Below are 26139 nucleotides of genomic sequence, written 5' to 3'. Positions count from 1 at the left end.
TCAGTCGCGGTCGGCGAGAGTTACCTCTACGCCGCCAACCAGGTCGCTGCAGAGGTTGTAGATGAACGATCCGATCGTGACGAGTGCCGTGAAAAGCACCATGTTCGCGATACCGATCAGCGCGGCGTAGCCGAACACCTGGCCGGCCGTCACCAGACCGTCGGAGCCGCCGTCGGCAACGATGTCGGTGAACGCGTTGTTCAGGCGATCCCAGACGCCCATGCCGTCGAGAACCACGTAGAGCAGTCCGACGGCCACCATCCACACGAAGAACAGCGACACCGAGATCACGGATGTGATCTTGAGCGTGGACCACGGGTCGATACGACGGATCTGGACCGTTGCGCGCAGTGGCGCACCGTCCACGACCGAGGCCGATACGGCGTGAGTTTTCTCACCCTTCACCGCAGCAGGCAACGGATGCTTGGCCTCGGAGAGGTCAGGCATGTCCTTCGGTAGATCCTTGCGATCGATGTGCCGAGTCGGCCCGTCGATCGCGGCGGCTTTTGCTTTCGGATTAGCGACGGTGGGATTGGCGACTGTGGCGTTTGCAGCCTTGGGATTTGCGCCCGAGGGTGCAACAGCCTTGGCTGCTGCCGCGCCGGCGACGCCACCGGTAGCTGCGGCAGCCGCCGTTCCCGTCACGACGGGACGTGCCGACGGGTTGCCGGCAGGACGACCCGTCTGTGCACCGGCAGCGGGGCGACCCGCCTGTGGCTGTCCCTTCGGCGCACCACCCTGCGCGGGGTTTTTGGCCGGACCACCCTGCGCCGGGCCTGCCGCTGCAGGACGCTGCGGACCCGCAGGCGGCTTACCCCCGGCAGGAGCTGCCGGTCGACCCGCAGGAGCACCAGCGCCGGCTGGGCGCGTGATGTTGGTCTGCGGCTGACTTTGCGGCGCCTGACTTTGCGGTGGCTGAGTCTTCGACGCCGGGGCTTTGGACGCCGGGTTCTGAGCAGCCGGGTTCTGAGCAGCCGGGTTCTGAGCTGGCTGCCCCTGCGGCTGACCCGACGGCTGGGGTCCGCGTTGCCACGGCGGCGCCTGGCTGCCACGAGCCTGATTGGCAACCGGTTGCGGCGGAGCCTGACCGTCACCCTTTGCCGAAGTTACCGGCGCAGCCGGAGCCACTGAAGGAGCGGAAGGAGCTTGACCCTTGGCCGCACCCGCGGCGTCGGAAGCCCCACCCGCCGGCTTCTGAGCCGACGGGCCGCGAGGCGGCTCCGGTGCCTTGGGCGCCGGAGATGCCTCAGAAGCTTTGGGTCCGCCGTCCGCTGGAGCTGCAGGTTTCGAGGTCTGCGGCCCCGCCGGAGCAGTTGCCTGCTCCGGCTTCGGTGGCGTCGAACCTGAAGTGCTTTCGCTCTTCTGGTCACTGCCCGGCTGGTTGGGAGTGCTCACTAGGACTCCTTAGCTCCATCGGCATTGTCTGCGTTGTCGGTGGTCTCTGCAGCGAGCTCTTCGGGCTCGTCGGCGTTGCGCGCAATCGCGAGCAGTGTGTCGCCTTCGCCGAGGTTCATCAGACGCACGCCCTTGGTCTGGCGTCCCGCCTTACGAACCTGCTTGGCAGCCGTCCTGATGACGCCGCCGCCCGAGGTGATCGCGTACAGCTCGTCGTCGTCGTCGACGATGAGCGCACCGACCAGAGTGCCACGTTTCTTGTCGTACTGAATCGTGAGCACGCCCTTGCCGCCGCGACCCTGCACCGGGTAGTCCTCCATGCCGGTTCGCTTGGAGTAACCGCCCGACGTGGCGACCAGGAGGAACGTTCCTTCACGAACGACGTTGAGCGAGAGCAGCTCGTCGTCACCGTTGAAACGCATGCCCTGGACACCGGAAGTGGCGCGGCCCATCGGACGCAGTGCCTCGTCGGTGGCCGAGAAGCGGATCGACTGGCCCTGTGCCGAGACGAGAAGCAGGTCGTCTTCGGCGGAGCAGAGGACAGCGCCGACCAGTTCGTCTTCACCGCGCAGGTTGATGGCGACGATGCCACCGCTGCGGTTGGAGTCGAAGTCGGTGAGCTTGGACTTCTTGACCAGACCGTTGCGAGTGGCGAGCACCAGGTAGGGCGCGTCTTCGTACGTCTTGATCTGGATGACGGACTGAATGCGCTCGTCCGGCTGGAAGGCCAGCAGGTTGGCAACGTGCTGACCGCGAGCGGTACGGCTCGCCTCGGGCAACTCGTAAGCCTTGGCGCGGTAGACGCGGCCCTTCGTGGTGAAGAACAGCAGCCAGTCGTGCGTCGACGTGACGAAAAAGTGCGAGACGATGTCGTCCTGCTTGAGGCCGGCACCCTGAACACCCTTGCCGCCGCGCTTCTGCGAGCGGTACAGGTCGGTCTTGGTGCGCTTGGCGTAACCGGTCTCGGTGATCGTGACGACGACGTCTTCGCGGGCGATCAGATCCTCGTCGTTGACGTCTCCGTCGGCGGCGATGATGCGGGTACGACGGTCGTCGCCGTACTTGTCGACGATTTCCTTGAGCTCGTCACGAACGATCGCGCGCTGACGCTCCGGGCGAGCCAGAATGTCTTCGAGGTCCGCGATTTCGAGTTCGATCTCGGCCAATTCGTCGACGATCTTCTGACGCTCGAGGGCGGCCAGACGACGCAGCTGCATGCCGAGGATGGCGTCGGCCTGGATCTCGTCGACGTCGAGGAGTTCCATCAATCCCGCGCGAGCGATGTCGACGGTCTGCGACGCACGGATCAAGGCGATGACCTCGTCCAGAGCGTCGAGCGCCTTGACCAGACCGCGCAGGATGTGGGCGCGCTCCTGTGCCTTGCGAAGCAGGTACCTGGTACGACGAACGATGACCTCGAGCTGATGCGCCGTGTACAGACGGATCATCTGGTCGAGGCGCAGCGTGCGCGGCACTCCGTCGACGATGGAGAGCATGTTGCAGCCGAAGCTGGTCTGCAGCTGGGTGTGCTTGTAGAGGTTGTTCAGCACGACCTTGGCAACGGCGTCACGCTTGACGGTGACGACGATGCGCATGCCGACGCGGTCCGAGGACTCGTCGTGGATGTCGGAGATGCCACCGATCTTCGCGTCACGAACCTGCTCCGCGATGGAGGTGATCAGGTTGTCCGGGTTGACCTGGTAGGGCAGCTCGGTGATGACGATTGTGGTGCGGCCCTTGGCATCTTCTTCGATCTCGACGACGCCGCGCATACGGACGGAGCCACGGCCGGTGGTGTAGGCGTCCTGGATGCCCTGTCCACCGACGATGAGCCCGTGCGTGGGGAAGTCGGGTCCCTTGATGCGCTCCATGACGGCCGCGAGGGTGGCTTCCTCGTCCGCTTCGAAGTTGTCGAGCGCCCAGTAGATGGCCTCGGCAACTTCACGCAGGTTGTGCGGCGGAATGTTGGTGGCCATACCGACGGCGATGCCGTTGGAACCGTTGATCAGCAGGTTCGGGATACGGCTGGGCAGAACCGTCGGTTCCTGCGTCTTGCCGTCGTAGTTCGGGGTGAAATCGACTGTCTCGTGGTCGATTTCGCGCAGCATTTCCATCGCGAGCGGCGTGAGCCTGCACTCGGTGTAACGCATGGCGGCTGCGCCGTCGTTGCCGCGGGAGCCGAAGTTTCCCTGACCGTCGACGAGCGGGTAACGCAGCGACCACGGCTGGGCCATACGAACCAACGTGTCGTAGATCGAGGAGTCGCCGTGGGGGTGGTAGTTACCCATGGTCTCGGCGACCGGTCGGGCAGACTTCACGTATCCGCGGTCGGGGCGATATCCGTTGTCGTACATCGCGTAGAGCACGCGGCGGTGCACCGGCTTGAGTCCGTCGCGGACATCCGGCAGAGCGCGACCGACGATGACGCTCATGGCGTAGTCGATGTAGCTGTTCTGCATTTCCTGCTGGATGTCGACCGGTTCGATCCGGTCGTGTTGCGGACCGTCCGGTGGCAACGTGGTGTCGGTCATGAGCTCACTTTCTTAAAAGAGGGGGCAAGCCCCTGTGCGCGGAAAAGGAGTCCGGGGACTCCTCAACCGCTCACAGGGCCGCAGGCCTACACGTCGAGGAAACGAACGTCCCGGGCATTGCGGGTGATGAAGCTGCGTCGTGCTTCGACGTCTTCGCCCATCAGCACGCTGAACAGCTCGTCGGCAGCAGCCGCGTCGTCGAGCGTGACGAGACGCAGAACGCGCACCGTCGGGTCCATCGTGGTTTCCCACAGCTCCTTGGCGTTCATCTCGCCGAGGCCTTTGTAGCGCTGGATGCCGTCGTCCTTGTTGATCTTCTTGCCGGACTCGAGGCCGGCCTTGACCATCGCGTCGCGCTCGCGGTCGGAGTACGCGAATTCCGGCTGCGCACCCTTCTGCCACTTGAGCTTGTACAGCGGCGGCTGCGCGAGGTAGACCTTGCCGTGCTCGACGAGCGGCCGCATGAAGCGGAACAGCAGCGTGAGCAGCAGCGTTGCGATGTGCTGACCGTCGACGTCGGCGTCGGCCATGAGCACGATCTTGTGATAGCGCAGCTTGGCGATGTCGAACTCGTCGTGGATGCCCGTGCCGAACGCGGTGATGATCGACTGGACTTCGGTGTTCTTGAGGACGCGATCGATACGCGCCTTCTCGACGTTGATGATCTTTCCGCGGAGCGGGAGGATCGCCTGGTACATCGAGTCTCGGCCGGACTTGGCCGAGCCGCCTGCGGAGTCGCCCTCCACGATGTAGATCTCGGACTTCTCTGGATCGTTGGAGCGGCAATCGGCGAGCTTGCCTGGCAGGCCACCGAGGTCGGTCGCGCTCTTACGACGGACCAGCTCACGCGCCTTACGTGCGGCGACGCGGGCCTGCGCCGACGAAACAGCCTTGTTCACAATGGTTTTCGCGTCGGCGGGGTTCGCCTCGAACCAGTGCGCGAGGTGCTCGTTGCACGCTTTCTGCACGAAGGACTTGACCTCGGTATTGCCGAGCTTGGTCTTGGTCTGACCCTCGAACTGGGGTTCACCGACCTTCACCGAGATGATGGCCGCAAGTCCTTCACGGATGTCGTCACCGGTGAGCTTGGGATCCTTGTCCTTGAGCAGCTTCTTTTCGAGCGCGTACTTGTTGACCGTTGCGGTCAGTGCGGCGCGGAAGCCCTCTTCGTGGGTACCACCCTCGTGGGTGTTGATCGTGTTGGCGAAGGTGTGCACGGACTCCGAGTAGCCGGAGTTCCACTGCATTGCGACCTCGAGCTCGTGGCCGGTGCCCTTGGCGGTGAATCCGACGACCGAGTTGTGGATAGGGGTCTTGCTCTTGTTGATGTGCCGGACGTAGTCCTCAAGTCCACCGGGGTAGTGGTAGATACGGGTCTTGGACTTACGCGGCGCTGCCTGAGCAGCTTCTTCGGCTTCTTCGGCAGCAGACTTGGGAGCCTCGGCCACCTCGGCAGCTTCGTCGTCGATGACCTCGGCGCGCTCGTCGGTCAGCGTGATGGTCAGGCCCTTGTTGAGGAAGGCCATTTCCTGCAGACGACGCGCAACGGTCTCGAAGTTGTAGCGGGTGGTCTCGAAGATCTCGGGATCGGCCCAGAAACTGACGGTGGTGCCGGTTTCCTTCGTCGGGTCGCCCTGTACGAGCTCTCCCGGCTTGGAATCGGTGTACGTCTGCTGCCACCGGTAGCCGTCGACCTTGATGTCGACGTCGAGCCGGGTGGAGAGCGCGTTGACCACCGAGATACCGACGCCGTGCAGACCACCGGAGACGGCGTAGGAGTCGGAGTCGAACTTGCCGCCGGCGTGCAGCTGGGTCAGCACGACCTCGACGGTGGGGACTCCGGAGGCGTGCATGCCGACCGGGATGCCACGGCCGTCGTCGATGACGCGGATTCCGCCGTCTTCGAGGAGGGTGACCTCGACCTTGGTGGCGTGTCCGGCCATCGCCTCGTCGACCGAGTTGTCGACGACCTCCCAAATGAGGTGGTGCAGGCCGCGTTCACCGGTGGAACCGATGTACATGCCTGGACGCTTACGTACCGCCTCGAGTCCTTCGAGGACGGTGATGGACGACGCGTTGTAGTCCTTGCTGGAAGTGCTTGTATCTGACTTCTGGGCAGCCACGGGTGGGTAGCTCTCCTTCTCCGTCAATACTCGAGCGCAGCCGTCAGCAAGCCCTTGCGGGTGTCGTCGGAGCGGGTTCGAGAATGTTGCCGCTAGTTACCGTTGACCATCTTACTGGTAAGCACCGACTAGAAGCGGCCAATGACACCCCTGGCTGCGCCGCAGACGAATTTTTACGATCCCCGGAAGGTGAAACGCTAGGAACTTTGCTTCTCCGAGCGACGCTCTCTCAGGCTCGCGATAAATGCCCGCGCATGTTCGGCAACCTCGCCCGGATGTGAAAACGGTGCCCAGTGTCCCGCGGCAATTTCACGTCGCTGCAGGTCGGAGACCCATTTTTCGGTGTCTTCGTATCCCACCGGACGAACGGCTTTGTCGTACTTGTTCAGAATGAGCTGAACAGGCACGTCCGTGTACCGATCCCGCGGCTTGCCGAGAGACGGCCGGATGTTCGCGCGATAAAGCTTGAGTCCGTTCACCATGTCGTCGGCGATGGTGGGCGCGGTGTTGACCACACGGGGGTCCAGACCGTCGAAGAAGCCCAGAAACGCCGGCCAGTGCTTGGAGAACCACAGACGCAACGGAAGGGTGCACAGCCCGGGAATCTGGAACAGAACGGTGTAGGCCGACGCAATTCCCTGCGCCGCCGGGCCGAGGAAACGACGCTTGGACGCGCTCGCCCGGATCCACTTGCCGAGATGATCGAGATTGGGGCCCGAGATGGACGAGAACGACGCGATCTTCTCTTCGGCACCCGGCTCGCAGACCGCTTCCCACGTTTCGACGGATCCCCAGTCGTGCGCGAGGACGTGCACCGGCTTGCCCGGGCTGACCGCGTCGATGACGGCAAAAAGATCGCCGGCCAGTGCGCTCAGTTGGTAGTCCTGCACCCTCGAGGGGATTGTGCTCTCACCGGCCCCGCGGCTGTCGTAGCTGACGACGCGGAAGTCGTCTGCCAGCAAAGGCACGATGCGGTTCCACAATTCATGGGTGTCGGGCCAACCATGCACCAGGACGATGGTCTCGCCGTCCGCCTTGCCCTGCTCGAACACGGCCAGGCTGACGGAACCGTTGGTCACGCGACGCGCGGTCACGGCATGGACAGGAGAGTGCTTGGACATTGACTGACCCTTCGGCTGTGAATCCTTCGGATTGGGAAATCTAGAGATCGAGAACGAGACGTCCACCGTCGGAACGGGATACGCAGATGAGCATCTCCGTTTCCTGTTCGGTGTCGGTCAGACGCCTTTCGCGGTGATCGGGTTTACCCGCGAGCACCTTCACACGACAGGTTCCGCAGAAACCCTGCTGACACGAGTACCCGACACCGGGCAATGCCTTCTTGATGACGTCGAGCGCGGACTCGTCGGCGGGCACGGTGAGTACCTGACCCGAATTGACAAGCTGCACTTCGAATTCCTTGCCGTCGATCACCGGCGGAGCCCCGAACCGCTCGAAATGCAAAGCGGTGGAGGGTGTATCGCGGAAACCGCGGCGGACGGCATCGAGCATCGGCGTCGGGCCACAGCAGTACACGGCGCCGCCGACCGGCGCTCGTCCGAGAAGGTCTGTGGTGGTGGGCAATCCGAACTCGTCGTCCGGGCGCACGAAGACACGCTCGGGATCCCAGGTTGCGATCTCGTCGAGGAACGGCATGGATTCACGGGAGCGGCCCGAGTACACGAAGTACCAGTCCATCCCCAATTCTCTTGCCGCACGGACCATTGCGATGATCGGCGTGATACCTATGCCGCCGGCGACGAACAACGCGCTGCCTTCTCCGACAAACGGGAAGCCGTTGCGTGGTCCGCGTACCGTGACGTGCTCACCAGGCTGGAGAGCGTGCATCTCGATGGAACCGCCACCGCCGTCGGGGATCCGGCGCACCGCGACGCTGTATCCCGTGCGATCGGCCGGGTCACCGCACAGCGAATACTGACGCCGCAGACCCGAAGGTAGATGGAAGTCCAGGTGCGAACCCGGATGCCACGGCGGAATCGGTGAGCCGTCTGCGGATTCGAAGCGCAGGCGAACGACGTTCTCGTCGGTCGCCACCACCTCACGCGTACTGACCACCATGTTCATGGCCGTGTCGGGGTTGTGGCCCGCGATCTCCGGGTTGTAGTCGTATGCCGTCAACACCCGAAGGTACTTGTCCGCCAACAACTCCGTGATGCGCATGGCGCGGTCGGGGCGGTTCTTTCCGGACAGATCGGGTGGCGCCGGAAACCGCGGCAACCCGTCGTGCCCGGAGATGACGTCCTTGACCCTCGAGAGTGAAATCACCGTGCGGCCGCCTGGGCTGCGGGTGACGACGCGAGGTATTGCACCGCCTGGGCGGTCGAGCCCTCGTTACTGGGGTGGTACGACTTGCTGAAGTAGGTCGACATCCGCTTGGCCAGCTCGAACGACGTGGGAACTGTGCCTCGCTTACCCGCCGCGATGAAATCGGACAGGTGGGGGCGTCGACGGCTGGGGGCCTGAGCGGCAAGTTCGGGATCGTTGCGCATCAGGAACCTGGTGCCACGAATCCACAGCCACACGATTGCGGGCGTGACGAGGATCTGGGTACGGATCCGGCGGGTCTCACGCTTGTCGAAGTAGCGCATGACGTCGTACGCGACGGCTCGGTGTTCGACTTCTTCGGCGCCGTGCCAGCGAAGGAGATCAAGCATGGTCGGGTGCATGCCGGCTTTGTCCAGCCCCTTGGCGTTGAGCACCCAGTCGCCGAGGAAAGCAGTGATGTGTTCGATGGCCGCGATGATCGCCAAGCGCTCCACCAGGTGATTCTCGGCGCGCAGACCCGTCATCGGGCGCGGTCCGAGCAGTTTCGAGAATGCCCACTCCATCTGCTGGGTGTACGGCGTCGGATCGAGGCCGTTTTCCTTGAGATGGACGAGGACACCCGAGTGCGCGTTGGAGTGCATCGCCTCTTGGCCGATGAATCCGACGACGTCCTCACGGAGTTTCTCGTCCTCGATCAGAGGAAGAGCTTCCTTGAAGGTCTCGACAAACCATTCCTCACCGGCGGGGAGGAGAAGGTGAAGCACGTTGAGAACGTGTGTGCTGAACGGATCGCCCGGAATCCAGTGCATGGGCAGATCGGACCAGTCGAACTCGACATTGCGAGCCTGCAACAGGATGTGATCCGGCTCGGCGAACGACGAAGCGGGTGTCGATATCTTCTGCGACATCTAGCTACTCCTTCATGCCTGCCGATCGGTGGGGAACGACAGCCTTGTGACACAGTTCACTCACTAGCGAGTTTTAACTGTAACACGAAGTAATAGGTAGAACCAGGGCCTGGTTGAGTTTTCCTCAGCCGTACGTATCGCGAGGTCCGCGGCCTTTCACATGCCTTTCTCCCTTGCGCCAGCTAGGCGCACTCGGACCGGTGATCCGCAGTGTCTTCACGACGCCGTCACCGACGGCAGCAGCGATCTTGGCCAGAATCTGGGACTGCATCATGCGCAACTGGGTAGCCCACGCCGTCGACTCGGCGGAGATGCTGAGAACACCTTCTTTCAGAGAGATCGGCTCGGCGTGCGCGGAGATGTCTTCTCCGACGACCTGCGGCCACCGACCGAGGACCGTGCCCTCGGACACCTTGGGGGACCACCCACGCGATTTGGAGATAGCGCTGGTGAGAGCGCCGAACGGCTGAGGGTCCCGCGCATCCGGGCCGGGGCCGGACCAACCGCTGCGTCGACGCGGTCGGCCACTTCCGTATTTGGGCGACGATCGCCCCTGCCCGACGGCCTTGCCGTTGGCTTTGGCCGTCGCGCGTGCCTCCTCGAGGGCACGGCGCGCCAGATCGATCCCTTTGAGCTCGGGCTCCGGAGCCGCGCTGCTGTCTTCAGTCATCGAACTCGACCTCCTGATCTGTCGAGCCTACGGGCACTATCCGGGATATCCGACCGTCTCCGGTATCGGAGGCTTCGACGCCGAACTTGGCCGCCTCGAGTTCGTCCGGTACATCCTCGGGAACGGCGGCCGTGATCAGCACCTGTTCGGCGGTGGCTGCAACGGTGGCGAGCGCACGACGCCGACGACGGTCCAATTCCGCGAAGACATCGTCGAGCATCAGGACCGGGTCGCTGCCGTCGGCGCGCAACAGGGCAAAACCTGCCAGCCGCAGCGAAAGCGCAAAAGACCACGATTCACCATGGCTTGCAAAGCCTTTCGCCGGGCTGTCACCGAGAATCAGCTCCAGATCGTCCCGATGCGGACCGACCAGACACACTCCGCGATCGATTTCCTTCGACCTCATCTGTGCCAACTCGAGATGGAATCTCTCCTCGAGGTACGCAACGTCGTCGATACCGGAAATCCTTGCAGGGTCGGTGAATTCGGGATCCAACGAGGACCCCAGACTGCTCTTGTATCGAATCGACGCCGGCCGGGATTCGGGTGCGATGGAACGATACGACTCCGCCAGATGCGGCGCCAGATCATGGACCAACTCGAGGCGCCCGGCCAACAATTGTGCGCCGTGAGCGGCCAGATGCCCGTCCCACACCTCGAGGGTGGAGAGGACGTTGTCGGACTCGCCACCACGAGAACCGCGACGCAAAGCCGCACCGGCAGTTTTGAGTAGGGCTGAGCGCTGACGCAGAACTTTGTCGTAATCCGCACGGACAGCAGCCATTCGGGGTATCCGGGACGTCAACAACTCGTCGAGATAGCGTCGACGATCGCCAGGATCTCCGCGAACCAACGACAGATCTTCCGGCGCGAACATCACCGACTGCAAAATCCCCAACACTTCGCGTGGGCGACGCGTCGGAGACTGATTTATCCTGGCGCGGTTGGACTTTCCCTCGATCAGTTCGACGTCGATGGTCAGTTCGCGTCCGTTGTTGACCACCGTTGCACCGGCAAAAGCACTGGCGGAACCGCTGCGGATCATCGGTGCGTCCGTGGACACTCGATGAGACGACAGCGTCGACAGATACCCGAGTGACTCGAGGACGTTGGTTTTACCGTGCCCGTTCGAACCGAGGAAAACGGTTGTTCCCGGTGTGAGGTCAAGCGTCAGCGAATCCCAGGATCGGAAGTCCCGCAGCGAAAATCTACGAACGAACACTTAGCTTCCAGAAGCCGAATTCTTGGGCGAAGCGCTCTTGACCGCGTGACCGCCGAACTGATTGCGCAAGGCGGACACAGCCTTCATGGCCGGTGAATCATCCTGTCGTGAAGCAAATCTCGCGAACAGAGCAGCGGAGATGACGGGAGCGGGCACAGCGTGCTTGATAGCTTCCTCGACCGTCCAGCGGCCCTCGCCGGAATCCTCGGTATAGCCCGTGATCTGCGCAAGCTCCGGATCTTCCTCGAGGGCGTCGACAAGCAGATCGAGCAACCACGAACGTACGACGGTCCCCTTCGACCAAGCTCGGAGCACGCCCGGAACGTCCGCGATCAGGCTTTCCGCCTCGAGGAGCTCGTACCCCTCGGCATACGCCTGCATCAGGCCGTATTCGATGCCGTTGTGCACCATCTTCGCGTAATGACCAGCACCGACGGGGCCGGCGTGGACAAAGCCGTCTGCAGCGTCGCCGTCGGGGCGCAGAGCGTCGAAGATCGGCATTGCCTTCGCCACGTCGGTCTCGGATCCGCCCACCATCAGGCCGTATCCGTTCTCACGGCCCCAGATGCCACCGGAGACACCGCAGTCGAGGAAACCGATCCCACGGGCGCCCAACAGCTCGGCATGAACAGCGTCGTCGGTGAAGCGAGAGTTTCCACCGTCGATGACCAGATCGCCGCCCTCGAGGGCATCCGCCAGTTCGGCAATGGTGCTCTGGGTGATGTCACCGGCCGGAACCATCACCCAGACGACTCGAGGTCCCTCGAGGGAAGCAGCGAGTTCGGCAAGTGACCCGACATCGGTGACTTCCGGTCGAGGGTCGTATCCGATCACCTCGAGACCATGCGCGCGCAAGCGCTCACGCATGTTGAAGCCCATCTTGCCGAGACCTACGAGTCCGATCTTCATACTGTTCTCCCTGGTCAGGCGTGAACTGAAGTGCGGGGTTCCACTCAGCCCGGAAGGCGAACCGGCATCAGCAGGTACGTGTACTCGCTCGAGGGCGCAGCGAAGTTACCGGACTCGTCTGCCGTGGGCTCTTCCTCGGCCGCGGGGCGAAGAACAGCCGGACGGCTGGGAGTGGTGAAGCCGAACAGAACGTTTTCGCTGTGAAGCGAGTTCAACCCGTCGATCAGGTAACCGGGGTTGAACGCAATGGTGAGTGCTTCGCCCTGGAACGACGCGTTGAGCGTCTCTTCCGCGCGGCCGGCGTCGTCGCCACCCGCAGAGAGGAGCAGGCCGTCAGCGGAGAACTGCATGCGAACCTGTGCGCCACGCTCGGCGACGAGTGCTACACGCTTGATGGCTTCGATGAGAGGCGTGACCTCGACCGTTGCCATCGCGGTGTGCTGAGCAGGCAGCAACTGACGGAACTTCGGGAACTCGGCGTCGAGGAGGCGCGTCGTGGTGCGGCGTCCGTCGTTGACGATGCCGAGGAGTCCGTCGTTTCCGATGGTCGTACCGGAGCCGAGAGCCAACTCGACCGGCGAATTTGCATTGCCGGCAAGCGTTTTCGCGGACTCGGACAAAGTCTTGGCCGGGATGAGAACAGCAGCCTGGACGTCGGGATTGGCCGGAGTCCACTCGAGTTCACGTACGGCGAGACGGAAGCGGTCGGTAGCGGCGAGGACGATCGAATTCTGTTCGATCTCGACACGGATACCCGTGAGCATCGGAAGGGTGTCGTCCTTGCCGGCTGCAACAGCTACCTGGCTGATGGCTTCGGAGAACAGGTCGACGGGAATGGACCCGGACTGCTGCGGAAGCGTCGGAAGCTGGGGGTAGTCCTCGACCGGCATCGTGGGCAGGGAGAACTTGGCGCTTCCGCACGAGATGAGCACGCGAGTGCCCTCGAGGGTCACATCGACCGGCTTGTTGGGAAGCGACTTGGTGATATCTGCGAGGAGGCGACCGGAGACGAGTGCCTGACCTGCAGTTGTGACATCTGCCGAGACGCGGACCTGCGCGGATACCTCGTAGTCGAACCCGGAAACGGTGAGGCCGGCTTCGGTTGCGTCGAGAAGAACTCCGCCGAGAACCGGCACGGGCGGCCTCGAGGGCAGGCTACGAGCAACCCACGCTACTGAATCAGCGAACTCTTCCCGGGAAACGCGAAACTTCAGGCTTCCAAGCTCCATCGCCGGGTTATTCCTCTCGGTAGGCATGTTCGTCTGCTGCGGATCTGCATCAGCTCACTTGAAGTCTGACACAGACCAAGCGATGCCCACCGTATGCCCTCGAGGGCGCAAGTGGAAAGCCGAAGCCGCGGCGAGCGCAGCCTGAGGCGAGGTTCTCAACAGGAGTTGTCCCCAGAACTATTTTCAAAGAGCTTTTCCTAGGAAATTCTCAGTAGTAGTAATAAGTCCTGTGCAATCTGTGGAGCAACGGTTGTCGACGCTGGTAGGTCCCCTCGAGGGCCTGTGCACTTCTCGAGGACAGACTCGAGGACCAATCGACCCCCTCTGTGCACTCTCTGAAAGTTTTCGGATTCCTCCTCGAGAACTCCACAGACTTTCGGAGTTATCAACACACTTATCCACAGATGTGAATACTTTTCACAAGAAACGAAGAGTTTGTTCTCATCGGCGTGTCTGACTCCGGCGTGTCGTCCCTCGAGGTGGACAACCGCCCTCGAGGGGACCGCACGTGGAACCCTTCGAATACACCGATGCCGCTCGAGGGAACCTCTGCCTCGAGCGGCATCGATCGAAATAAGTGCAGGTCAACGCTTGGAGCGCTGCTTGATCCTTGCGGTCAACTCCTGAACCTGGTCGTACACCTTGCGGCGTTCCGTCATTTCCTTACGGATCTTCTTGTCGGCGTACATGACCGTCGTGTGGTCACGGCCGAACGTCTGACCGATCTTCGGCAAGGACAAATCAGTGAGCTCACGGCACAAATACATCGAGATCTGGCGGGCCTGAGCGAGTGGCCGGGCCTTACCCGGCCCACACAGGTCGTCGATCGACATGTTGAAGTATTCGGCCGTCACCGCCATGATCGTCGCCGCGTTGATCTCGAGGCTCGACGAATCGGGCATCAGATCGCGCAGGACCACCTCGGCCAACGTCAGATCCAACGGCTGGCGGTTGAGCGAGGCAAAAGCGGTGACGCGGATCAACGCGCCCTCGAGTTCACGAATGTTGCGCTCGATACGGCTGGCGATCAACTCGAGGACGTCGTGCGGGACCTCGAGGCGATCCATCCTCGCCTTCTTGCTCAGAATCGCGATACGCGTCTCGAGCTCAGGCGGCTGAACGTCGGTGATCAGGCCCCATTCGAAGCGCGTCCGCAGACGCTCCTCGAGGGTTGCCAACTGTTTGGGCGGACGGTCCGAGGAAACGACGATCTGCTTGTTCGCGTTGTGCAAGGTGTTGAAGGTATGGAAGAACTCCTCCTGAATACCTTCCTTGCCTTCGATGAACTGGATGTCGTCGACCAGCAGGACATCCGTTTCCCGGTAGCGACGCTTGAACGCGACCTTGCGGTCGTCACGAAGACTGTTGATGAAGTCGTTGGTGAATTCTTCGGTCGAGACGTACTTGACCCGCATGCCGGGGAACAGTCGCTGTGCGTAGTGGCCGGCGGCGTGAAGAAGGTGCGTCTTGCCCAGGCCCGAAGCTCCCCAGATGAACAAGGGGTTGTAGGCACGCGCCGGCGCCTCCGCGATCGCGACGGCAGCGGCATGAGCGAATCGGTTGGACGATCCGATCACAAAAGTGTCGAAGGTGTACTTCGCGTTGAGGCTGTTGGCGCCGGACCCCGAAGCAGAAGGAGTAGCGGGCGGCTTCGTGAAGTACGACGGCCACGATTCGTGAACGCTCGCGAGTGCTTCGCGGTCGTCGTCGACTTCTTCGGTCTCGGCAGTCTCGGAGTCCGAAGGTTCGCCGTCGCCTTCGGTGAATCTGCGCCGACGGTATGCGCCCGATGAGTTGACCGACTCGAACTGACGGCTGCCCGTGCGCTCCTCGACCGGTTCGGCGGGTGCGTCGGCATCGTCTTCGAGTGCGATGCGGACACCGAGTCCCTCGACCTGGCCGCCGAGGTGGCGTCCGAGTGCCTGCAGGATCGGCTCGCGTAGATCGCGCTCGATCGTCTCTTGAGCAAATGGCGATGGAACCGAGAGGAGTGCAAAACCCTGAGCAAGTGTGAGAGGCCTCACCAGACGGACAAATGCCTTCTGCTTGCTGCTCAAAGCCGGAAGATTACTTCCGGGGTCATCACTCGTGAGTTCTGCAACCACGTCGACCCAGACCCGTGCGAGCGCGTTGGGATCGTCGTTCACGTGGTTCCTTCCCGTGTTTCGCCGACAGTGGGTGTGCTGCAGCTGCCGAGCGTATGGCTGCGGCGTCGAATGATTCGGTGGATTACCACCCGGGGTGAGAACCCCGTAACAGGCTACGAATATGCCACCTGGGCTGTGTTTCCACACAATTATCCACAGATGTGGACAAACCTGCACTGAGTCGGTTTTTTCGTCAACCAAATTCGTCAAAGTGATCGAGAAATTGATCTACCTGCAACTTTGTCGGAACTCGAGGCGTTCGCCACTTGGTGTCGGGGATGCGTCAACACTCACAGCCCTGTGGATGAATGTGGAAACTCGGGATTCGGGGTCGCGTCCGGCGCTCGTGCCCGTATGTGCTGATGAGGCCTTGTCGAGAGCATGCGCCGGTGGAACTGTCCGGGTTGCCTTCGGGTCACCTGCAGTCCGTAGCGGAACTGTTGCCAAGGTCACACTTGCCGCCTCGCTCGAGGTCACGGCCGTATGCACACTGTGAATGGAATCTGCGGAATGATGTAAGTATCGGCGTGTCGCCGTGGTTGCCGCGGGAGGGCTCCGAATCGGGCTGGTTTGACCTTGGCAACGGTGGTAAGTAACCTCGAACGGTCACCCGCTGGTGGTGATCGCTTCGTGCTGGCTACATATGTCAGGTCGGATCGGTCTTCCAAGCCACAACGAGTGAAGTTGATTGTTCTGTACCTGTTGGATCCAAAGGCGCCGTAAGGCGTCGATCACTGAATGACGCCGGGAGGCGTCAATGAACTTCGAGGAGTGTTGACCGTGGCCAAGGGCAAGCGGACGTTCCAGCCGAATAATCGCCGCCGCGCGCGTGTTCACGGCTTCCGTCTTCGTATGCGTACCCGTGCGGGTCGTGCAATCGTTTCGGCGCGTCGCCGTAAGGGCCGCGATTCCCTCACCGCCTGATCTGATTTCGAGTTCAGGAGCTCGGGGTGTTGCCTGAGCCGTTCCGGTTGCGTCGCCACTCGGATTTCTCCGTGGCGGTGCGACGTGGACGTCGTATGGGAAGACGCGACCTTGTCGTGCACGCGTTCGATCGCGAGCAAGTAGAGGCGCTGGTAGTAACAAATCACGGTCCCCGGTTCGGGCTGATCGTGAGCAAGGCTGTCGGGCCGGCGGTGATTCGACATCGAGTCGCACGCCGGCTTCGTCATATCTGTGCAGATTTCGTCGGACAGGTTTCACCGGAGACAGACGTGGTTATCCGCGCACTTCCGGGTGCAGCTACCGCCAGTTCAGCCGAACTGGCCAAGCAGTTGCGCGGGGGCCTGACCAAAATGAACCTATTGGTGTCGGTAAGTGAAGAGCCATGAGTACTCCGCTCTCTGAGCAGATCGAGACTCCCAGAGCCTCCCGTGTCATCACGGTGTTGAAGGCTGTGCGTCGCGCTCCCGCCACCGTTCTCATCTTCTGTATCGAGTTGTACCGGACGTATGTGTCGCCCTTGAGGATGCCGACCTGCCGGTTCACCCCCACCTGCAGTGAATACGCAGTCGAAGCGCTGCGCACTCACGGGGCGATCAAAGGCCTTTTCTTGACTGTGGTGCGGTTGGCGAAGTGTGCCCCCTGGCATTCTGGAGGGTGGGACCCTGTCCCTGCCCGTCGTGACCGTGATGCGGGTAGCCGCCATAGCTGTCCGGAAGCACGCGCAGCGTGTCACAGTCCGACGGACGAACAGAGGAGTACTTAGAGCCGTGCTCAATTTCATCTACTATCCGGTATCCGCGATTCTGTGGGTCTGGCACAAGGTCTTCGGGTTCATTCTCGGCCCGGACAACGGAATAGCCTGGGCGCTTTCCGTGGTGTTCCTGGTGTTCACCTTGCGTGCGGTTCTGTACAAGCCGTTCGTGAAGCAGGTCCGCACGACGCGTCAGATGCAGGAACTGCAGCCACAGATCAAGGCATTGCAGAAGAAGTATTCGGGCGACCGTCAGCGCCAGGCCGTCGAGATGCAGAAGCTCCAGAAGGAGCACGGATTCAACCCGATCATGGGCTGTCTCCCGGTCTTGGCTCAGGCTCCGGTGTTCATCGGTCTGTTCCACGTCCTGCGCTCGTTCAACCGCACCGGCACCGGCATGGGCCAGTTGGGCATGAGCGCCGAGGACAACCTCAACACCCCGAACTACGTCTTCTCGGCCACTGACGTCCAGTCGTTCCTGGATGCTCGTCTGTTCGGCGCGCCCATCTCGGCCGCGATCACGACGCCGGTTGCGCAGCTTCAGGCCTACGTCACCGAGAACGTTCCCGAGCTTCCGTCACGGCTGAACATCATCCTCGTGGCCGCTCCGCTGATGATCATCGCCAGCATCGCGACGCACTTCAACTCACGCGCTTCTGTTGCCCGTCAGAGCGAAGCAGCTGCCGCGAACCCGCAGTCCGCGATCATGAACAAGCTCGCCCTGTACGTCTTCCCGCTCGGTGTTCTGGTCGGTGGACCGTTCCTTCCGATCGCGATCCTCCTGTACTGGGTGTCGAACAACATCTGGACCTACGGTCAGCAGCACCTCGTCTTCCGCAAGATCGACGCGGAAGAAGAAGCCAAGAAGCAGGAAGCGATCACTCGCCGCAACGACAATGCGCCCAAGCCCGGTGCCCGTCCCGATCCCAGCAAGAAGAAGGGATCTCCGGCTGCGCTGAAGACCGCGGATTCAGCCGACGACGACGGTGACGCCCCGGAAGTTTCGCTCAAGAAGCCACAGCCGAAGCCCTCGGGTTCCAGTGGTGGTTCCACGTCGAAACCGAAACAGAACCGGCCACAGAGCAACCGCGGCAACTCCCCCAAGCGCAATAAACGGCGCTGATCCAGGAAAGAGAACGACCAATGTCCAGTGAAGCTGACATCGTTGTGGATGGAGAGAACGCAGACGTGAGCACCGAGACCACTGCGCCGGTTACCGATGTGGATGTAGACATCGACGATTCCGATGACGACCTGATCGAAGAGGGCGAGATCGCCGGCGACTACCTTGAGCAGTTGCTCGACGTTCTCGATTTCGACGGAGACATCGACCTTGACGTCGAGGGCGATCGGGCGATCGTCAGCATCGACGGCGGCGACGACCTGACCAAGCTCGTGGGACGCAAGGGTGAGGTTCTGGATGCTCTCCAGGAGCTGACTCGTCTGGCAGTTCAGCAGTCGACCGGAGAGCGCAGCCGCTTGATGCTCGACATCGCCGGGTGGCGTGCGGGCCGGCGCGAGGCACTCAGTGCTCTCGGTGCGGAAGCTGCACAGCGTGTTCTCGAGACCGGCGAACGCGAAGAGCTTGCTCCGATGACGCCGTTCGAACGCAAGATCGTGCACGACGCCGTCGCCAAGGTCGCCGGTGTTTCCAGCGAGAGCGAAGGCGCTGAGCCGTCTCGTCGAGTGGTTGTCCTCAAGGACTGACACTCCCCCCCTGATCGAATGCGGGCCCCGGATTTTCCGGGGCCCGCTTTTGTGTCCGAGAGTGTTTCACGTGAAACCGAATCCGGCGCCACGGTGAAGGTCTGCCTATCGTTGTCGACATGTCCAACGAGCGGTCCGGATTCTCTCTCAGATTGATGACCCTTGGGGCCCTGATAGGGATGCTCGTGTGCGGCCTGAGCTATTGGCCCGTGGTCTTCGAACTACAGCAGAAGATGGAAGTCCAGTCCTTTCCGCCGGGCGGTCTGAAGTATTGGCTCTGCTGGTTGTTGCCGCTGGGAGTAGTCGCCGTCGTATTCATTCCACTTGCATTGGCTTGGCGATCCGGGAGACCGGTCATGCTCAGCTTCGCGATTGCCTTCTTGTTAGTCGGGGGTGCACTGTGCATGTTCGGATATTCGATCGACAACATGCCGTACTACATGTGAGCCCCTCCCCTCCCCCAGGAGGAATAGTCGGCCTTCGTTTCACGTGAAACCGGATCGATGGTTGTTGCCCCGAGCCCTCGAACTCCGCCCCAGATTGCCGCCACAATGGATCACCGACCTGATGTCGTCAGGCCTGCTGGCAAGGTCGTCACCTTCGGTGCTGGCATCCGATGACCGACAACCCGCGAGCCCTCACTTCGACGGCCCCCGGATTGGGGCGTCATCAACAACGATCACGAAGGAAGTAGCATCCGCACATGCACGTCGACATCGAGGGCGCCACCCGGATTGCCCGCCTCGCCGCAGAATTCGACTGGACCTGGGCCGTCGACGACCTGGAACCCTTCTGCGCACAGGCTGGATGGGAGCTCGTTGAATTGGATCAAACCGGCGCCTCGATTCGGACCGGCCTCCGTGTCGGTCGGCCCGAATCGATAATGTTCGGGCGGCAACACAGAATGGATTGGATCTCGATCTTCGTCTCGGACGTGGCAGATGATGCTACGCCCATGACAGTGGTGCGCCCGTTGCTGGTCGAGGGGTTCACGAACCTCGATGTGGCATTTACCGCACTCCTGGGGACAGCCACGAGCGCCGAACCCGGACCTGAGGCAACTATCCGGTGGGATCTGCCGAAAGCGGTCATTACACTGAACCTGGGTGTCAGTGCGATCCACCTGCATCTGACGAGTCCGGGATATCAGGCATGGGTGGATGAGCCCGAACCGGAGTACGAGGACGAGGACTAGCGATCGAGGTCGGCGAGATCGCATCCGGTGCGGAAACAGGTTTGCGCGCTCCTCACACGAATCGGACCACTCACATCGAATGGGCTTCGTCGCCACGCAAAGTCGATGATGTTGTTGCGGGCTTCGGGGTGAGATCGGCGGCGACTACTTTGCCAAGCAAACCGGAATCGACATCGCCTACACGGGCTCCGGTCCATACACTGCGGACCGCGTCGGGGTAATCATGGGACCGCCTTGAGTTCGGTTGACTCGCGGGGTGTGCGATCGGCGTCGCGCCCACACCTGCTGCTGGTCTCGTCATGAGGGCGGATCCGGACTGTTCGAGGTGGAAGGACTTCGCTGTGCCCGGATCGAACTCGTAAGCGGTGATCTTGTTGGTTCCGGGTTCGGTATGCACCAACAGGTAGTCCTTGCCGTCCAACAACTCCCGCACCAAGCGCGGATCTTAATCGCGCAGAGCCTAGGCGCAGGAATTCATCCTGCGCATCGGGCAGGTCCCCTGCTCGACTTTGATCTTCCCGCCGACACCGGTATCCACATCGAAGGCGAACTCTCCATGCGCATCCTGTGGTGCGAAGCTCCTTGGATTGAAGCGCGGTTTGCGATGCCAAGTCTCCGGTGTTCCGCAACAGGAGTGTCAAGCCGACGGATATATGGCTCGCAACAACCGGCGATGAGATACCGAAGCTGTCCGAGATCTGGAATCGAAGTCTGTTTTCCGAGTCGACCTACAGAGAGGATCTGACTGACCGAGTCCGTTCTGCAGTCCGACGTCGGCGATCTTTTGCAACGACTTTTTCATCGAAAATTGGTCTTTTTGGGTCAGACTTCCATCCATGTAACTACCCATGGCAGTTTCGTCACTGTGATGATACTAAGAATTGCGCTCCTATCTGCATTCGATCGCCCGGCTATGTTTCACGTGAAACGCGTCAGAATTGGAAGATTTTTCAGCGCAATGTTTCACGTGGAACGTGAACCCCTCCCCTCCCCCGCTTGAATTTTGGGCCGAATACTTCCCAAAGAATGAACGAGTCGGCAGACTCACAGCGAGTCGGTGTGCAGAAGCGAACACATGTCGACTCCAGAGCGGATAATGATTTCGGTCTTGATTGTTGATTTCGCGGTTTACGCGGGAGGATGTTTCACGTGGAACAGAATGGTGCGGCGTCGGTTGACTGGGACGAACAAGAGACTGCGCGCGCAGTGTTCGGTGACAGATATGAGATCGCGGAACGGTATTACCAATCCCTGGCGACGGATGGTGTCGAGCGCGGGCTCATTGGTCCCCGTGAAGTCCCTCGACTGTGGGAGCGTCACCTTCTCAATTGCGCCGTCATCGGTGAGTTGATTGCCGAAGGCGAGTCGGTTGTGGACGTTGGAAGCGGTGCCGGTCTACCCGGTATCCCTCTCGCGATCGCCCGCCCGGACTTGAAGGTGACTCTCGTCGAACCGTTGCTTCGACGCTCGGTGTACCTCGCGGAGTTCATCGAGTCCAACGGATTGGACGTCTTGGTTGTTCGAGGGCGTGCCGAGGAATCGGGTGTTGTGAAGGAAGCGGGCGGCGCGGATGTAGTCACCTCGCGAGCTGTGGCGCCTCTCGAGAAGCTGGCACGTTGGTCCCTCCCACTCATTCACGAGCACGGCCGGATGTTGGCACTCAAGGGTTCGAGCGCCGCCGAGGAGATCGAGCGAGACCGTACGGCGCTCACCAAGTTGGGCGCAGGTAAGTTGGAAATACTCGAATGCGGAGCCAAGATTCTCCGCACCCCCACTGTTGTGGTGAAGGCCGAACGTCTCCCGAAGCGCCGCCAGCGTTGATGATTTACACGCATGCAATCGAGAGCAATGTACAGATGATGAGAGCACCTAGTGATCGATTCCCAATCGAAGGAGCAGTCAATGTCGGGTCGATCTGAATCCGCCGTTTCACGTGAAACACCGAAGCAGCACACGAGTGCGGGTGCGGATCAGATCGTCAACGACGACGACAATTTCACCGCCCCCTACGCGGCGATCTCCTCGGAGGAGACCCCCATCGGGGCGGCCGCGCATCGAGCGAGCCAAGTGCTTCATCCCCATTCGGTGACGCTGCCGAAGCCGGCGTTCCGCCGCGTGATCACCATCGCGAACCAGAAGGGTGGCGTCGGCAAGACGACGACCACGGTGAACCTTGCGTCGGCGCTCGCTCTTCAAGGGCTCACTGTCCTTGTGGTCGATTTGGACCCTCAGGGCAACGCCAGCACCGCTCTGGGCGTCGTCCATACCTCGGGCACCCCGTCGAGCTACGAGCTGCTCATAGGCGAAGTGAAGGCCCCGGAGGCGATCCAGACCAGCCCGCACAGTGAGCGCCTTCTCTGCATCCCGGCAACGATCGATCTGGCGGGCGCCGAGATCGAATTGGTCTCCATGGTTGCCCGCGAGAATCGACTCAAAGGCGCGCTCAACGACAAGGTGCTCGCAGAGCTTGACGTCGACTTCGTCCTCATCGACTGCCCGCCCTCGCTGGGACTGCTGACCGTCAACGCGATGGTCGCTGCCAAGGAAGTTCTGATCCCGATCCAGTGCGAGTACTACGCCCTCGAGGGGGTCGGTCAGTTGCTCCGCAACATCGAACTCGTCCAGGCTCATCTCAACCCGGATCTGCATGTCTCCACCGTCCTTCTGACGATGTACGACGGGCGCACCAAGCTGGCCGACCAGGTCGCCGAAGAAGTACGCAAGCACTTCGGTGAGGCCGTTCTGCGCGCTGTGATTCCGCGCAGCGTGAAGGTGTCCGAGGCTCCTGGATACGGGATGACAGTTCTCGACTACGACCCGGGTTCACGTGGCGCCATGAGTTACCTCGACGCCGGCCGTGAACTTGCCGCCCGCTCTGCCACCACGACGACCCAGGAGCAGTGAGATGAGTCAAGCACGCAAAGGTGGATTGGGCCGCGGCTTGGCTGCTCTCATCCCCACTGGGCCGGCCACGGCGCCGGGTCTGGGATCGGCTGCAGCGGACGTCGTAATCGGCGTCGACAAGCGCAACCCCTCCCCTCCCCCACCGACCAAAGCGGCCCCGAAAACGCCGAAAGCCACCAAGGCGTCGGCTGCGAAGGCTCCGGTGGAAGCTGAGCCGGAGACCGAACTCGAGCCGACCGGCGCGGTCTATCTCGAGATCGAACCGAGCCTGATCGAGACGAACCCGAAGCAGCCTCGCAGCGTTTTCGACGAGGAAGCACTCGCGGAGTTGGTTCACTCGATCCGCGAGTTCGGCTTGATGCAGCCGATCGTGGTCCGTCGTCACGGTGACAAGTACCAACTTGTCATGGGTGAGCGTCGCTGGCGCGCGAGCCAGGAAGCCGGGCTGGAGAAGATTCCGGCGATCATTCGTGAAACAGATGACGACTCGATGCTGCGCGACGCGCTCCTCGAGAACATCCATCGAGTGCAGTTGAACCCCCTCGAGGAGGCAGCGGCGTATCAGCAGCTGCTCGAGGAGTTCGAAGTCACCCACGAAGAATTGGCCAATCGGATCGGACGTTCGCGTCCCGTCGTGACCAACATGATTCGTCTGCTGAAGCTGCCGGTGGCGGTTCAGCGTCGCGTTGCGGCCGGTGTACTTTCGGCCGGCCATGCTCGCGCACTGCTGTCCCTCGAGGCGGGTGCCGACGCTCAGGAGGTCATGGCGGCGCGCATCGTCGCGGAAGGAATGTCTGTTCGCGCGACGGAGGAAGCAGTCACTCTGGCCAACCGGGCGGATAATGAGATCGCTCCCCCACAGAAGCGCAAGCCCATCATGATGCCGGGTCTGCAGGATGTGGCCGAGCGGTTGTCGGACTCGTTCGACACTCGGGTGACTGTCAGTCTGGGCAAGCGGAAGGGAAAGATTGTGGTCGAATTCGGCTCGGTCGACGACCTACAACGCATCGTCGGAATGATGGAAGCACAGAAATCCAAGTAGAGAACTCGGATGCCCGTTTGGTGACGTAATCATGATGACCGGGCACACCACCTATTTTCGTCACTGTGACAAAGCTAGGTGGTCCGAGCTTCTCGAAATCTTGAACCGGGACGAAAGATGTTGAACAGCAATACATTAGGGCGATCAACTCTCGTGCCACTGCCGACTTGTCGTAGCTGGCCTATCCTGGAGAAGAGAAAAGCGGCGGGCGAGCATCGAAACCGCTTCGGGGACCTACGGAGAGTGAGTTAGTCAGTGTCGACTCACGTCATCACCTCTCTCACACTCGACAGCCTCGATCAGCTTTCCGCCCATGCGCGCCGATGCGTGTTCTGGGAGATGGACCCGGGCGCGCTTCACGACGCCCGAGGATTCTGTGATCAGGAATTCGAGAAGGAAGCCTGGCTGTCGATGGTCATGCTCGAGTGGGGTTCGTGCGGACAGGTCGCCGTCCGCGACGGAAAGCCGCTCGGCAGTGCGTTGTACGCCCCTCCCCGCATGATCCCGCGCGCGCAACTGTTTCCCACCAGCCCGGTCAGCTCGGACGCAGTGCTTCTCACAAGCCTTCGCCTCGAGCCTTCGGGCATAGAAGAAGAACTTGGGCCGAGCCTGCTGGCCGCTGTCGTGACAGATCTGGTTCGACGAGGAGTTCGTGCGCTCGAGGCATTCGGTATCCGTAGCGGCGACTTGGGGCCAGCTTCCGACGTGGCCAGTGCAACGGCAGCTCTGGAATGTTCACCCGCGGAATGCATGATCAGTGCCGAGTTCCTCGAGGACTACGGTTTCGAGGTCGTGGCACCGCACCATCGTTATCCGCGCCTTCGTCTCGAACTCAATCGAGATCACGAATGGAAAGTCGACGTCGAAGAAGCCCTCGACCGTCTACTGAAGGCCGCAGCTCTCGAAATGGTGGAGATCAGCGAACTCGCCAGAGTGTGAGCAGGTGCCGACCGCAGGACCTACGAAATGCGGTCGGCTACCGAAAGTTCTTCTGCGAGAAGCTCGGCGAAGGTGAAGGTGCCGGTCGGCTGATCGTCTTGACCCAGTAGGTACAGCCGCTTGACCGAGATCAAGATGGCTTCGGCGATGGTGTCACGCATCCGCGGATTCGTCAGTACCGCAACGTCGGACGCGTTGGACAGGTAGCCGAGATCGATCTGTACCGTCGGCATGTTGGTCAGGCGCAACAACTCCCACGTTCGACCGTGAGTTCTGCAGTCCCGCAACGGAGTTCGCGCAACGATCTCGCGCTGAACGAAACCGGTCAACACCTGCCCGATCATCGAGACCGAACCGTGCGAATTTCCGAAGTGGAAACTCGCGACGCCGTTCGCCGACGGGCTCGAGTTGCTGTCGCAGCGCAGGGAGATCATCAGATCGGCGTCGAATGCGTTGGACGTCAGCGCGCGCTCGGCCTCGCTCGGATCGGCGTTGTGCGGGCGGGAGAGGAAGGTTTCCATCCCGGTTGCTGCCATCCGCCCCTCGAGGCGCATAGCCAGATCCCACAGGATGTCGGCTTCGGAGATGCCGTTGACGATGGTGCCGGTGGACGGACCACCGAGGCCTGGATCGATGACGATGCGCTTGCCGCCCAGTTGCGGGCCCTTGCGCCGCACCAGTTCCTCTTCGCTGATCGCATGGGGGGAACCACCGGTGACGCGGGTTCCCAGAAGTTCCAGCGAACGGAGTGTCTGCGGTCCGCAGATACCGTCGGCGGCAATCCCGATTTCACGCTGGAAAGACGAGAGAGATTCGTGGGTCTGCGGGCCGAAGAAACCGTCGACCCGACCTGCGTAGAAGCCGAGGTCCTGCAATTTGGCCTGCAGAGCTGCGACGTCGTCGCCGTACAGCGGCGCAGAAAGCTGGTAAATCAACGTACGGGCGCCCAGGCGGTACGAGGCCTCGCGAAGTGACCGATAGGTGGCCGGGCCCACGATGCCGTCGACAAGGAGCCCACGCTGCTGCTGGAAGGCGCGAACGGCGCTGTCGAGTTGATGATCGAAGATGGCGTCGGGTGCAACCCAGTGGGCACCGTCGGCGCTTTCACGTCGAATACCGGAAGTTCCGTGATGGAGGTATCCCAGCTTCGTCAATGTGCCCCGAATCTCGGCGACGGCCGGGCCGTGATCGCCGTGTCGGAGTCTGTGCATGCGTGAAAGCCTCTCGGATCGGTTA

The 26139-nt window shown here is 61.8% G+C and carries 24 protein-coding genes; 11 read left to right on the top strand and 13 right to left on the bottom strand.

The features are described 5' to 3' along the window. The 11 genes from G9U53_RS07795 to dnaA form a co-directional block, all read right to left on the bottom strand. A complete protein-coding gene (locus G9U53_RS07795) occupies nucleotides 1-1395 on the bottom strand; it encodes a DUF3566 domain-containing protein (RefSeq protein ID WP_165638546.1) in 1395 nt (464 codons plus the stop codon). Beyond that, a complete protein-coding gene (gene gyrA / locus G9U53_RS07790) occupies nucleotides 1395-3926 on the bottom strand; it encodes a DNA gyrase subunit A (RefSeq protein WP_047272672.1) in 2532 nt (843 codons plus the stop codon). Before gyrA ends, G9U53_RS07795 begins: the two co-directional genes overlap by 1 nt. 86 nt (nucleotides 3927-4012) lie before the next feature. Then, nucleotides 4013-6049 carry a DNA topoisomerase (ATP-hydrolyzing) subunit B gene (gene gyrB / locus G9U53_RS07785; RefSeq protein ID WP_003942515.1) on the bottom strand — a complete coding sequence of 679 codons (2037 nt, stop codon included), beginning with the start codon at nucleotides 6047-6049 and terminating at the stop codon, nucleotides 4013-4015. Between the two features lie 197 nt (nucleotides 6050-6246). Next, nucleotides 6247-7170 carry an alpha/beta fold hydrolase gene (locus G9U53_RS07780; protein WP_165638545.1) on the bottom strand — a complete coding sequence of 308 codons (924 nt, stop codon included), beginning with the start codon at nucleotides 7168-7170 and terminating at the stop codon, nucleotides 6247-6249. 40 nt (nucleotides 7171-7210) lie between these two features. Beyond that, the gene (locus G9U53_RS07775) at nucleotides 7211-8332 is read right to left on the bottom strand and encodes a PDR/VanB family oxidoreductase (protein ID WP_165638569.1); all 1122 of its coding nucleotides are present in this window, start codon (nucleotides 8330-8332) and stop codon (nucleotides 7211-7213) included. Beyond that, entirely contained in the window at nucleotides 8332-9243 is a 912-nt protein-coding gene (locus G9U53_RS07770; protein ID WP_165638544.1) for a metal-dependent hydrolase, read from the bottom strand. The genes G9U53_RS07775 and G9U53_RS07770 overlap by 1 nt, the downstream gene beginning before the upstream one ends. Before the next feature lie 124 nt (nucleotides 9244-9367). Continuing rightward, nucleotides 9368-9913, bottom strand: coding sequence for a DUF721 family protein (locus G9U53_RS07765; protein WP_003942471.1), 546 nt, complete (start codon nucleotides 9911-9913; stop codon nucleotides 9368-9370). Beyond that, on the bottom strand, nucleotides 9906-11135 hold the full coding sequence (recF, locus tag G9U53_RS07760) for a DNA replication/repair protein RecF (RefSeq protein WP_054828073.1): 1230 nt from the start codon (nucleotides 11133-11135) through the stop codon (nucleotides 9906-9908). Before recF ends, G9U53_RS07765 begins: the two co-directional genes overlap by 8 nt. Beyond that, nucleotides 11136-12044, bottom strand: coding sequence for a phosphogluconate dehydrogenase (NAD(+)-dependent, decarboxylating) (gnd, locus tag G9U53_RS07755; protein ID WP_073512973.1), 909 nt, complete (start codon nucleotides 12042-12044; stop codon nucleotides 11136-11138). 44 nt (nucleotides 12045-12088) lie between these two features. Then, complete coding sequence (gene dnaN, locus G9U53_RS07750) at nucleotides 12089-13273, bottom strand: DNA polymerase III subunit beta (RefSeq protein ID WP_007729165.1); 1185 nt, start codon at nucleotides 13271-13273, stop codon at nucleotides 12089-12091. Between the two features lie 584 nt (nucleotides 13274-13857). After that, nucleotides 13858-15420, bottom strand: a complete 1563-nt coding sequence (gene dnaA, locus G9U53_RS07745; RefSeq protein ID WP_003942491.1) for a chromosomal replication initiator protein DnaA — start codon at nucleotides 15418-15420, stop codon at nucleotides 13858-13860. 780 nt (nucleotides 15421-16200) lie between these two features. On the opposite strand from dnaA, the gene rpmH reads away from it, so the two are divergent. The 7 genes from rpmH to G9U53_RS07710 all read left to right on the top strand — a co-directional run bounded on the left by rpmH (nucleotide 16201) and on the right by G9U53_RS07710 (nucleotide 20018). After that, a complete protein-coding gene (rpmH, locus tag G9U53_RS07740) occupies nucleotides 16201-16344 on the top strand; it encodes a 50S ribosomal protein L34 (protein WP_003942540.1) in 144 nt (47 codons plus the stop codon). 26 nt (nucleotides 16345-16370) lie between these two features. Then, nucleotides 16371-16751: a ribonuclease P protein component gene (rnpA, locus tag G9U53_RS07735; protein ID WP_165638543.1), complete on the top strand. Its 381-nt coding sequence runs from the start codon at nucleotides 16371-16373 to the stop codon at nucleotides 16749-16751. Further along, on the top strand, nucleotides 16748-17128 hold the full coding sequence (yidD, locus tag G9U53_RS07730; protein ID WP_007729147.1) for a membrane protein insertion efficiency factor YidD: 381 nt from the start codon (nucleotides 16748-16750) through the stop codon (nucleotides 17126-17128). The genes rnpA and yidD overlap by 4 nt, the downstream gene beginning before the upstream one ends. 4 nt (nucleotides 17129-17132) lie before the next feature. Beyond that, entirely contained in the window at nucleotides 17133-18239 is a 1107-nt protein-coding gene (gene yidC / locus G9U53_RS07725; protein ID WP_003942570.1) for a membrane protein insertase YidC, read from the top strand. Nucleotides 18240-18259: 20 nt separating this feature from the next. Further along, entirely contained in the window at nucleotides 18260-18823 is a 564-nt protein-coding gene (locus G9U53_RS07720; RefSeq protein WP_003942504.1) for a protein jag, read from the top strand. 119 nt (nucleotides 18824-18942) lie between these two features. Continuing rightward, nucleotides 18943-19269, top strand: a complete 327-nt coding sequence (locus G9U53_RS07715; protein WP_139799827.1) for a hypothetical protein — start codon at nucleotides 18943-18945, stop codon at nucleotides 19267-19269. Nucleotides 19270-19526: 257 nt separating this feature from the next. Then, the gene (locus G9U53_RS07710; protein WP_083058082.1) at nucleotides 19527-20018 is read left to right on the top strand and encodes a DUF6301 family protein; all 492 of its coding nucleotides are present in this window, start codon (nucleotides 19527-19529) and stop codon (nucleotides 20016-20018) included. Between the two features lie 70 nt (nucleotides 20019-20088). Here G9U53_RS07710 and G9U53_RS07705 read toward each other — a convergent pair whose 3' ends face one another. Beyond that, nucleotides 20089-20451, bottom strand: coding sequence for a hypothetical protein (locus tag G9U53_RS07705; RefSeq protein WP_003942456.1), 363 nt, complete (start codon nucleotides 20449-20451; stop codon nucleotides 20089-20091). A 707-nt stretch (nucleotides 20452-21158) separates the two neighbouring features. Here G9U53_RS07705 and rsmG point away from each other — a divergent pair. The 4 genes from rsmG (at nucleotide 21159) to G9U53_RS07685 (ending at nucleotide 24903) form a co-directional block, all read left to right on the top strand. Continuing rightward, on the top strand, nucleotides 21159-21839 hold the full coding sequence (rsmG, locus tag G9U53_RS07700; protein ID WP_019746204.1) for a 16S rRNA (guanine(527)-N(7))-methyltransferase RsmG: 681 nt from the start codon (nucleotides 21159-21161) through the stop codon (nucleotides 21837-21839). An 81-nt stretch (nucleotides 21840-21920) separates the two neighbouring features. Continuing rightward, the gene (locus G9U53_RS07695) at nucleotides 21921-22922 is read left to right on the top strand and encodes a ParA family protein (RefSeq protein ID WP_003942510.1); all 1002 of its coding nucleotides are present in this window, start codon (nucleotides 21921-21923) and stop codon (nucleotides 22920-22922) included. A 1-nt stretch (nucleotide 22923) separates the two neighbouring features. After that, nucleotides 22924-23964, top strand: a complete 1041-nt coding sequence (locus G9U53_RS07690) for a ParB/RepB/Spo0J family partition protein (RefSeq protein ID WP_083058084.1) — start codon at nucleotides 22924-22926, stop codon at nucleotides 23962-23964. A 255-nt stretch (nucleotides 23965-24219) separates the two neighbouring features. Next, nucleotides 24220-24903, top strand: coding sequence for a hypothetical protein (locus tag G9U53_RS07685; RefSeq protein WP_003942495.1), 684 nt, complete (start codon nucleotides 24220-24222; stop codon nucleotides 24901-24903). Nucleotides 24904-24923: 20 nt separating this feature from the next. Here G9U53_RS07685 and G9U53_RS07680 read toward each other — a convergent pair whose 3' ends face one another. After that, complete coding sequence (locus G9U53_RS07680) at nucleotides 24924-26114, bottom strand: N-acetylmuramoyl-L-alanine amidase (RefSeq protein ID WP_003942558.1); 1191 nt, start codon at nucleotides 26112-26114, stop codon at nucleotides 24924-24926. Nucleotides 26115-26139: the final 25 nt, after the last annotated feature.

Source organism: Rhodococcus sp. D-46 (assembly GCF_011290655.1).
Classification (GTDB): Bacteria; Actinomycetota; Actinomycetes; order Mycobacteriales; family Mycobacteriaceae; genus Rhodococcus_F; species Rhodococcus_F qingshengii.
The sequence above is the reverse complement of the archived record's forward strand: the minus strand, read 5'-3'. Positions and strand labels throughout refer to the sequence as shown.

What these genes read in the sequence shown, in the direction of transcription:
- G9U53_RS07695 (WP_003942510.1), top strand. Translation starts at nt 21,921, where the DNA reads ATGTCGGGTCGATCTGAATCCGCCGTTTCACGTGAAACACCGAAGCAG.
- gyrA (WP_047272672.1), bottom strand. Translation starts at nt 3,926, where the DNA reads ATGACCGACACCACGTTGCCACCGGACGGTCCGCAACACGACCGGATC.
- G9U53_RS07680 (WP_003942558.1), bottom strand. Translation starts at nt 26,114, where the DNA reads ATGCACAGACTCCGACACGGCGATCACGGCCCGGCCGTCGCCGAGATT.
- gnd (WP_073512973.1), bottom strand. Translation starts at nt 12,044, where the DNA reads ATGAAGATCGGACTCGTAGGTCTCGGCAAGATGGGCTTCAACATGCGT.
- yidD (WP_007729147.1), top strand. Translation starts at nt 16,748, where the DNA reads ATGAGTACTCCGCTCTCTGAGCAGATCGAGACTCCCAGAGCCTCCCGT.
- G9U53_RS07690 (WP_083058084.1), top strand. Translation starts at nt 22,924, where the DNA reads ATGAGTCAAGCACGCAAAGGTGGATTGGGCCGCGGCTTGGCTGCTCTC.
- G9U53_RS07770 (WP_165638544.1), bottom strand. Translation starts at nt 9,243, where the DNA reads ATGTCGCAGAAGATATCGACACCCGCTTCGTCGTTCGCCGAGCCGGAT.
- G9U53_RS07720 (WP_003942504.1), top strand. Translation starts at nt 18,260, where the DNA reads ATGTCCAGTGAAGCTGACATCGTTGTGGATGGAGAGAACGCAGACGTG.
- G9U53_RS07715 (WP_139799827.1), top strand. Translation starts at nt 18,943, where the DNA reads ATGTCCAACGAGCGGTCCGGATTCTCTCTCAGATTGATGACCCTTGGG.
- G9U53_RS07765 (WP_003942471.1), bottom strand. Translation starts at nt 9,913, where the DNA reads ATGACTGAAGACAGCAGCGCGGCTCCGGAGCCCGAGCTCAAAGGGATC.
- rsmG (WP_019746204.1), top strand. Translation starts at nt 21,159, where the DNA reads ATGTTTCACGTGGAACAGAATGGTGCGGCGTCGGTTGACTGGGACGAA.
- dnaN (WP_007729165.1), bottom strand. Translation starts at nt 13,273, where the DNA reads ATGGAGCTTGGAAGCCTGAAGTTTCGCGTTTCCCGGGAAGAGTTCGCT.
- G9U53_RS07710 (WP_083058082.1), top strand. Translation starts at nt 19,527, where the DNA reads ATGCACGTCGACATCGAGGGCGCCACCCGGATTGCCCGCCTCGCCGCA.
- G9U53_RS07780 (WP_165638545.1), bottom strand. Translation starts at nt 7,170, where the DNA reads ATGTCCAAGCACTCTCCTGTCCATGCCGTGACCGCGCGTCGCGTGACC.